This is a genomic window from Streptomyces sp. NPDC004561 (assembly GCF_053602155.1).
The window spans coordinates 1-8,395 of sequence record NZ_JBSGDB010000387.1; the positions used below are offsets into that span (position 1 = coordinate 1).

Here is an 8,395-nt window from a genome sequence, read left to right on the forward strand (position 1 = left end):
GGCCGGCGCGCCCGCGGTCAAGCTCGGCAAGGCCAAGCGCAACTGGCCCAGGGAGCGGCCGCGGCGGGGCACGTACTGGCGGCTGATGTACGGGGCCGCGGGCGTCGGGCTCGGCGCCCTGCCGCTGCTCACGGGGGTGGCCGCGCTGCTGGTCGCCCGTGTCTTCGTGGTGCCCGGCGGCTCGCTCGGTCAGGCGCTGCGCGGCGCCGCGCTGGGCCTGGTCCCGGCCACCCTCGCCTACGGGCTGGCGTACGCACTGCTGCTCCTCGTCGCCGTACGGCTGCTCAGCCTCGGCCTGCGCGAGGGCACGCATCCGACGCACAGCCGGGTCGGCTGGCAGGCGTGGACGGTGACCCAGCTGATGGACCGGTCCCGGGAGACGCTGTTCCCGCTGTACGCGGGGCTGGTCACGCCGGTGTGGCTGCGGCTGCTGGGGATGCGGATCGGGCGGGGCGCGGAGGTCTCGACCGTGCTGGCGCTGCCGAGCCTGACCACGGTCGGCGACGGCGCGTTCCTCGCGGACGACACGCTGACGGCGCCGTACGAGCTGGGCGGCGGCTGGGTGCGGATCGGGCGCGCGGAGATCGGGCGGCGGGCCTTCCTCGGGAACTCGGGGATGACCGCGCCCGGGCGGAGCGTGCCGGACGGCGGTCTGGTCGGCGTGCTGTCGGCGACGCCCAAGAAGGCCAAGAAGGGCACGTCGTATCTGGGGCTGCCGCCGGTGAAGCTGCCCCGCAGCGCCACGGGCGGGGATCAGAGCCGTACCTACGAGCCGGCGGCCCGGCTGCTGTGGGCGCGCGGTCTGGTGGAGCTGTGCCGGATCGTTCCGGTGCTGTGCTCGGCGGCGCTGGCCGTGCTGACGGTGGCGGCGCTGTGCGCGCTGGGGGCGTGGGCGCCCCTGCTGTCCGGGCTGGTGCTGCTCGCCGCCGGTGTCATGGCCGGGGTCGTGTCGATCGTCGCGAAGTGGCTGCTGGTGGGGCGGCACCGTGCCGGGGAGCATCCGCTGTGGAGTTCCTTCGTGTGGCGGGGCGAGCTGGCGGACACGTTCGTCGAGGTGCTGGCGGTGCCGTGGCTGGCCGGGGCCGCGCCGGGGACGCCGGTGATGACGGCGTGGCTGCGCGGGCTCGGTGCGCGCATCGGCAGCGGCGTGTGGGTGGAGAGCTACTGGCTGCCGGAGGCGGACCTGGTGACGCTGGAGGACGCCGCCACCGTCAACCGCGGCTGCGTTCTGCAGACACACCTCTTCCACGACCGGATCTTGCGGACGGATACTGTGGTCCTCCGTGAGGGTGCCACGCTGGGCCCTGGCGGGATCGTGCTGCCCGGCAGCACGGTCGGGGCCCGTACGACCCTGGGTCCCGCGTCGCTCGTGATGGCCGCGGAGTCCGTCCCGGACGACACCCGCTGGCTCGGCAACCCGATCGAGGCATGGCGTCCCTGAGCGCAGGCCACTCGGCGAAGGGTGTACCGGACGTCGGCGCACCGAGGAACGGTCCGAGCAAGGCACAGGGAGCGAACGCGCAAGTGGCAGTGCAGCAGTCAGCGGGCCCGGATCCGTACTTCCCGGACAACGGCGATCCCCGGTACCGGGTGCATCGGTACGAACTCACGCTGGACTACCGCCCGGGGCCCAACCGGCTGTCCGGCACGGCCCGGATCAACGCCATCGCGGGTCCGGCGCCGCTGGCCGAGTTCCGGCTCGATCTGGCCGACTTCAGGATCGGCCGGATCCGGGTGGACGGCCGGCAGCCGCACTACACGCACCGGGGCGGCAAGCTGCGGGTGAGGCCGGCGAAGCCGCTGCGCGCCGGGGCCGCGTTCACCGTCGAGGTGCACTGGTCGGGCAATCCCGGTCCGGTGCCCAGCCCGTGGGGCGGGCTCGGCTTCGAGGAGCTGGAGGACGGGGCGCTGGTGGCGAGCCAGCCGGTCGGGGCTCCGTCCTGGTACCCGTGCAACGACCGGCCCGCCGACAAGGCGTCGTACCAGATCTCGGTCACCGTCCCGTCCGCGTACGCGGTGGTCTCGGGCGGGCGCCTGCTGACCCGTACGACGAAGGCCTCGACGACCACCTGGGTGTACGACCAGTCCGCGCCCACGTCCAGCTATCTCGTCGGTCTGGCGATCGGCCGGTTCCAGACGGTGCTGCTGGGCGACCCCGGTCCGGACGGTGTGCCGCAGCACGGGCACATCCCGGCGCGGCTGCTGCCGGAGTTCTCCCGGGACTTCGCGCGGCAGCCCGCGATGATGGAGCTGTTCCAGGAGCTGTTCGGGCCGTACCCGTTCGACAGTTACGCGGTCGCGGTGACCGAGGAGGAGCTCGATGTGCCGGTCGAGGCACAGGGGTTGTCGCTGTTCGGTTCCAACCATGTGGACGGCGGCCGGGGCTGGGAGCGGCTGGTGGCACACGAGCTGGCGCACCAGTGGTTCGGCAACTGCGTGTCCATCGCCGACTGGCGGCACATCTGGCTCAACGAAGGCTTCGCCAAGTACGCGGAATGGCTGTGGTCCGAGCGCTCGGGCGGCCGCAGCGCCCAGCAACTGGCCGCCGCCGCCCACCGGTCGCTGTCCTCGCTGCCGCAGGACCTGCGGCTGGCCGATCCGGGCCGTGGGTCGATGTTCGACGACCGGCTCTACGAGCGGGGCGGCCTGACCCTGCACGCGGTGCGCTGCGCGCTGGGCGACGAGGCGTTCTTCGCCATGCTGCGCGGGTGGGTGCGGCTGCACCGGCACGGGGTGGTGACGACGGCGGCGTTCGCCGCGCACGTGGCCCGGTACGCGGACGAGTCGCCTGCCGGACTGTTCGAGGCGTGGGTGCACAAGGCGGAGCTGCCGCCGCTGCCGGTGCTCCAGGACGGTCCGTAGCGGCTCTGCGCCCGACCGCCGGTGCGGAGTCCGCGCCGGGCGTATAAGCATCCGTGCACCGGGCCGTACACCAGCGGCAAGGATATGCGCGACGGCCATCGCTGGATAGAGTCGTTCCGTTACAACTGGTTGTGGGGACAACCAGAGCGCCTTTTGGGGAGGGCCTGCACCACATGAGTCGTCGCTCTAATGGCTTGGTCGGCGTCTGGGCTGAGATGCAGAGGCAGCAACAGCGTCAGATGGAGGCCGAAGCCAGACGACAGAGGCAAGAGGCACAGCAAGCACGTGCGTACCAACGGCGAGTCGCCCAGGACTACCGCGAGTACCGGAAGGCAGAGGCACTTCGCCGTACCCAGGAACTGGACGCGCAGGTCACGGCGCTGCAAGGTCTTCTTGCCTCGGGCTGCCGGGCCCCGGCTTTCAGGGCTTCCTCCCTCATACGCCCCGAAGACATCGAGCCCTTCTCTCCAGGACCACTGGCGCAGCCCGTACCCATGCCGAGCTTCGATCATTACGCCGCCCAAAGCGGGTGGACTGCCGGTCGCCGCGCGCAGGCTCAGGCCGACGCTCGGGCGCGCTTCGAGCGGGACTGGCATGCGGCCCAGGCGGCTGAGGCGCAGCGGCAACAGCAGTTGTCGTCGTACCGGCGGGACTACCAGGAGTGGGCCGACGCCCAGCTGGCCGAGGTGCGGCAACACAACGCCTGCGTCGTCGAACTGACCGAAGGAGTCAGGCGCCGCGATCCCGATTCCGTGGTCGAGTACTTCTCCGCCGCTCTCTACGCCTCACGGGCGTGGCCCGAGGGGTTTCCACGTCAGGTGAAAGCCGCCTACGACTCGGCAGCCGCACATCTGGTGCTGGATTGGGAGATGCCCGCCTACAGCGTCGTCCCCGAGGCCAAGTCTGTTCGCTACATGCCTACCGCGGACCAGGACAAGGAGACCCCTCGGCCAGTAGGGCAACGGCGATCCCTTTACCGGGAGGTCCTGGCGCAGTGCATGCTGCTCGTGCTGCACGAACTCTTCGCGGCGGACGAGCCGGGGGCGCTCGAGTCCGTGACCCTGAACGGATTCCTGGACGGGCATGACCCTACGACAGGCCGGCCGGGCCACATCTACCTGGCAACCGTCATGGCTCCCGGCTCGACGTTCCGCGGCCTGCGCCTGGCACAAGTGGACGCCGGAAGCTGTCTTTCGGACGCACTGCGCGGGCAGCTATCGGCTCGCCCCGACCAACTCGTGTCGGTGCGGCCGGGTCGCCGGCCCGAGGAAGTCGGGAACCGCGTGGTCACGCACGGCAGCGACGAGGACCCCGACCTGTACGAGATGGATCCGATCGCCTTCGAGAACCTTGTCGCCGATCTCTTCCGCGCCATGGGGATGCAGGCAGTCACCACGCAACGCTCGAACGACGGCGGGGTGGATGTCGACGCTCTGGATCCGACGCCGATCCGGGGCGGCAAGATCGTGGTGCAGGTGAAGCGCTACCGCAGCACCGTGCCGCCCACCGCTGTCCGTGACCTGTACGGCACCGTGCAGGACGCCGGCGCCAACAAGGGCGTCCTCGTGACGACGTCGAAGTTCGGCCCCGGCTCACACACCTTCGCCAACGGCAAGCCGCTGGAACTCGTTTCCGGAACTCAACTCGTCGACCTGCTGCACCGCCACGGCCTGCGCGGGCGTCTGGGCGATGGCGCACGCCGACCCGCAGCGCAGCCGGCGCCGACGGTTCGGGACACGCGATCGTCCGACGATTACAACGTCCTGGGCATGTCGTGGACCGGAAGTGTCGCCTTGGACGTGTGCGCTCTCGTCTGCCGTGGTGAGCGGGTCCTCAGCGACGATCACTTCGTCTTCTTCAACAACCCTCAGACACCGAACGGCTCCGTGCGCGCTGTCCCCGCCACTGCACCCGACAAGGCGGCGATCCGCGTGTCCTTCGACGGCTTGCCGGATGAGGCGGACCGGTTGGTGCTCGTGGCCGCCATCGACCCGGAGGTGAACCCGGACGCCGATCTCTCCCGCTTCACAGATGCCTGCATCCGCCTACTCGACCCGACGCTGAGCGAGTTGGGACGACTGCAGGTCTCCGACGGCAAGCCGCGCGAAACCGCCCTGGTGCTCGGCTCGTTCCGCCGCCGATCGAACGGGGACTGGGACTTCGTCCTGGGCGGCAGGGGTTACACGGGCGGTCTGGAGGAACTCGTCCAGGATTTCGGCATCGAGGTTCAGTGAGGCGCGATGTGGATCCAGAAGCCCAAGCCACGACTCTGAGCACACCGACCCCTGCCGCCCTCTCCCGGTTCATGTTCCGGCAGAGCGGAGTGCACGTTCCGGGTGAGGGTGTTGGCCGTCAGGTGCTGGGGTCAGCGGTTGATTTCCTTGATCTTCAGCATGCGGGTGATGACCTTGTCGAGTTCGGCGTCGTCGAAGACCTTCTTCCAGTCCTCGCGGACGATGGACTCGCGGCCATAGTCCATGGCGATCAGGCAGGCGTCCGAGAACGGGTTGTCGCCCTTGAGGGTGTTGGCCAGAGCGACCTGGGTGTGCCCGAGGAGCATGGCGCGGGCGGCCTTCTCCGGGACGCCGCCCGTGTGGACGGTCTCGTGGAGGGCTTCGGTGAGCAGGGCGCCGACCATGCAGGCGATGGTCTCGACGAGAGTCGGCTCCAGGACGGCGAGCTGCTTGACGGTGACCCAGTGGACGTCGACCACCGGCGCGTACATCACGCGGATGACGGACTCGGCCAGTTCCTGCCTGGCGCTGTCGCCGCCTTCGTACGCGGCGACGACTTCCTGCGGTGCGGCGATCCCGCCGAAGGTGTCCTGCCACTCCTCCTTGGTGGTGCGCTCGAGGAACACCGACGGGTGGCAGGGGTGGGCACAGGAGTAGTGGATGTCGTCGCGGTTGTGGAGCAGGCCCGCGTACGCGGCGGCCGGGTCGAGGGTGAGCACGACGGTTCCGGGCTTCATCAGCGGCACGAGCTGCTCGGAGACCTTGCCGAGCACGATGTCCGGAACGGCGAGGATCACCACGTCGGCCTCGGCGGCGGCAGCGGCGGAGTCGGTCAGCTCCCGGCCCAGGTCGCGGACGAGCTGGCCGCCCTTCTCGGACGCCTCGCTGAAGAGCACCCTGAAGTCGCTCTTGACCAGGTTGTTGGAGACGCGCTGGCCCATCTTGCCGGCGGCCCCGATGACGGCGACGGTCTTCACGTCGACCTCGGTCTGGATCTCGGTGGCCATTACTTGCTCCTCAGAAGAGTGTCGATGCTGGCTTGCGTCCACTGGTGTTCGAGCCGGGCGGTGGCGTCGAAGCCCTCGTCCTGCCACGGGAGCCAGTGCTCCACGATCTGGTTGATGCGGCCGTGTTCCCCCGGCCGTGCCGCCCGCACGGTGGCGATCATGGCGTCGTAGTCGAGCAGCCCCTCGCCGAGCGGGCAGCCGGCGTAGGTGAAGCCGACCCAGCCGTCACGTCGGGTGAAGGCGAAGTCCTTGACGTGGATGTTGACCACGTACGGTGCGGTGGCGGCCACGACGTCGACGGGGCGTTCCAGGCGGGCGACGCTGTTGCCCGGGTCCAGGACGACTCCGAGGCGGGGGCTGTCGACGCCCCGCACGACGGCCAGCAGGTCGTCGGTGGCGACCTGTTCGTAGGTCTCCAGGCCGAGGGTCACACCCGCGTCGGCGTACCGGGGCACGGTCTGCCTCAGCAGGGTCACCGCTTCCCCCGCGTCCGGGCGGTGGTCGGCGGTGTTGATCATCGACCGCACCAGGCCGACGCCCAACTCTCCCGCCATGTCGAGGTACTTGAGCAGGTGTGCGGGGCGGACTCCGCGGGTGCCGAGTTCCAGGCGCAGCCCGAGCTCCCGGGCGGTGGCGCGGACGTCGGCGAGCTGTGTCCGGTCGTAGGACTCGATGGGTGCGTAGTCGCAGATCTGGAAGACCTCGCCGCCGAGCCGGGCGGTGTCGCGGAGCATGTCGGTGAGGGACATCGGCTGCGGCGCGCGGGAGGAGATGCGCCACAAATAGGCGTAGGTGCTGATGCCGTAGGCCATCAGGCCACCTCTTCGGACACCGGGGTGCGGATCTCGTCGAGCATGGCCGCCACGTTCGCGGGGTCGTGCGCGAAGCGGCCGAGGAACAGTCCGTCCGCGACGCCCTCGAGTCGGGTGAGCAGGCCGGGTCCCGCGCTGCCGCCGTATATGACGGTCGAGCCGTTGTGCTGCGGGCGAGTGGCGAGCCAGCCGCGCAGAGCCGTGCACACCGTCGAGATGTGCTCGACGGAGGCCGGTTGCGGTGCGCCGATGGCCCATTGGGGTTCGTAGGCGAGTACGACGGTTCCGTCGAGGCCGTGCAGCAGGCGGGCGGCCTCGGCGACGGTGCGCTCGGCCGCCTCGCGCGGGTCGGCCTGGTCGCGTTCGCCGACGCAGAGGACAGGGGTGAGCCCGTTGCGCAGGGCGGCGGCGGTCTTGGCGGCGACGACCGTGTCGCCCTCGCCGTACAGGCGGCGGCGTTCGGCGTGGCCGGACTCGCCGAGCCGATCTCCCTCAGGAGGGGTCCGCCGACCTCACCGGTGTAGGGACCGGTGTCCTCCGTGGCGATGTCCTGCGCGCCGATCGCGACGTCGTACGGCGTGAGGATGCCGGCGGCCGGGACGATGGTCGGGAAGGCGGGCAGGACGAACAGGCGGGCCTCGCCCGAGGTGACGGCCGGGTGGGTCTTGGCGAGCGTGGCGATCCTGCGGGCCCAGTTGAGGGTCTGGTGGTGGCCGAAGTACATCTTCAGGCTCACCCCGAGGAGGGTCACCGGTGATGCGGGCGCAGGCATCAGGCCGCTGCCTCGTCGTTCTCGTAGTCGCACATGAGCTGGACCTTGGCGGCCGACGGGGAGGTCTCGTCGAAGCGGTACGTGAGCCATTCGGCGGCCAGGCGGCGGGCCAGTTCGAGGCCGATGACGCGCTGTCCGAAGGTGAGGATCTGCGCGTTGTTGGACAGGACGGCCCGCTCGACGGAGAAGGAGTCGTGTGCGGTGACCGCGCGGATGCCCTTGACCTTGTTGGCGGCGATGGCGACGCCGAGGCCGGTGCCGCAGACCAGCAGGGCCCGGTCGGCGTCACCGCGGGCGACCATCTCGGCGGCGGCGATGGCGACCCTGGGGTAGGCCGTGTGGCCGTCGGCGTCGACGCCGACGTCGGTGACCTCGGCGACCAGGGGGTTGTTGCGCAGGTCCTGCTGGAGCGCTTCCTTGTACTGGTATCCGGCGTCGTCGGATCCGACGACGATGCGGAGCTTGTCGGTCATGTCGGTGTTCCTCAGTGGTGGTCGGGAGAGCGGTCGAGCAGAACGCCGTGTACGACGCGGGTGATGAGGGCGAGCGAGTGTGCGCCGGCGTCGGGGGTGCCGAGGGACTTCTCGGCGTGGGGTCGGGCCCGGCCCTTGCGGGGCAGCACGATGGTCGGGACGGGGGAGTTCTCGTACGAGGACATGCGGGTGAAGTGCATCCACAGGTGGTCGTACGCGGTGCGGCTGAGGTCCT

General features: G+C 70.4%; 6 protein-coding genes and 2 pseudogenes. 3 read left to right on the plus strand and 5 right to left on the minus strand.

From position 1 onward, the window contains the following. The 3 genes from ACWEN3_RS35030 to ACWEN3_RS35040 form a co-directional block, all read left to right on the plus strand. A partial coding sequence (locus ACWEN3_RS35030) for a Pls/PosA family non-ribosomal peptide synthetase (protein ID WP_452979316.1) occupies window positions 1–1,441 on the plus strand: 1,441 nt, incomplete at its 5' end. Between the two features lie 83 nt (window positions 1,442–1,524). After that, the gene (locus tag ACWEN3_RS35035) at window positions 1,525–2,862 is read left to right on the plus strand and encodes a M1 family metallopeptidase (protein WP_452979319.1); all 1,338 of its coding nucleotides are present in this window, start codon (window positions 1,525–1,527) and stop codon (window positions 2,860–2,862) included. A gap of 173 nt (window positions 2,863–3,035) precedes the next feature. Beyond that, window positions 3,036–5,096 (plus strand): restriction endonuclease, encoded by a 2,061-nt coding sequence (locus ACWEN3_RS35040; protein WP_452979322.1) that lies wholly within the window; start codon window positions 3,036–3,038, stop codon window positions 5,094–5,096. 131 nt (window positions 5,097–5,227) lie between these two features. Here the strand turns inward: ACWEN3_RS35040 and ACWEN3_RS35045 are convergent, their stop codons facing one another. The 5 genes and pseudogenes from ACWEN3_RS35045 to ACWEN3_RS35065 form a co-directional block, all read right to left on the minus strand. Then, window positions 5,228–6,103, minus strand: coding sequence for a phosphogluconate dehydrogenase C-terminal domain-containing protein (locus ACWEN3_RS35045; RefSeq protein WP_452979325.1), 876 nt, complete (start codon window positions 6,101–6,103; stop codon window positions 5,228–5,230). Continuing rightward, on the minus strand, window positions 6,103–6,915 hold the full coding sequence (locus ACWEN3_RS35050; protein ID WP_452979328.1) for a sugar phosphate isomerase/epimerase family protein: 813 nt from the start codon (window positions 6,913–6,915) through the stop codon (window positions 6,103–6,105). Before ACWEN3_RS35050 ends, ACWEN3_RS35045 begins: the two co-directional genes overlap by 1 nt. Further along, window positions 6,915–7,687 (minus strand): annotated as a pseudogene (locus ACWEN3_RS35055) (triose-phosphate isomerase). Before ACWEN3_RS35055 ends, ACWEN3_RS35050 begins: the two are co-directional and overlap by 1 nt. Next, window positions 7,687–8,160 carry a ribose-5-phosphate isomerase gene (locus ACWEN3_RS35060; protein ID WP_452979330.1) on the minus strand — a complete coding sequence of 158 codons (474 nt, stop codon included), beginning with the start codon at window positions 8,158–8,160 and terminating at the stop codon, window positions 7,687–7,689. The pseudogene ACWEN3_RS35055 and the gene ACWEN3_RS35060 overlap by 1 nt, the downstream one beginning before the upstream one ends. 11 nt (window positions 8,161–8,171) lie before the next feature. Further along, window positions 8,172–8,395 (minus strand): annotated as a pseudogene (locus ACWEN3_RS35065) (hypothetical protein); the annotation flags it as partial.

What these genes read in the sequence shown, in the direction of transcription:
- ACWEN3_RS35060 (WP_452979330.1), bottom strand. Translation starts at nt 8,160, where the DNA reads ATGACCGACAAGCTCCGCATCGTCGTCGGATCCGACGACGCCGGATAC.
- ACWEN3_RS35040 (WP_452979322.1), top strand. Translation starts at nt 3,036, where the DNA reads ATGAGTCGTCGCTCTAATGGCTTGGTCGGCGTCTGGGCTGAGATGCAG.
- ACWEN3_RS35045 (WP_452979325.1), bottom strand. Translation starts at nt 6,103, where the DNA reads ATGGCCACCGAGATCCAGACCGAGGTCGACGTGAAGACCGTCGCCGTC.
- ACWEN3_RS35050 (WP_452979328.1), bottom strand. Translation starts at nt 6,915, where the DNA reads ATGGCCTACGGCATCAGCACCTACGCCTATTTGTGGCGCATCTCCTCC.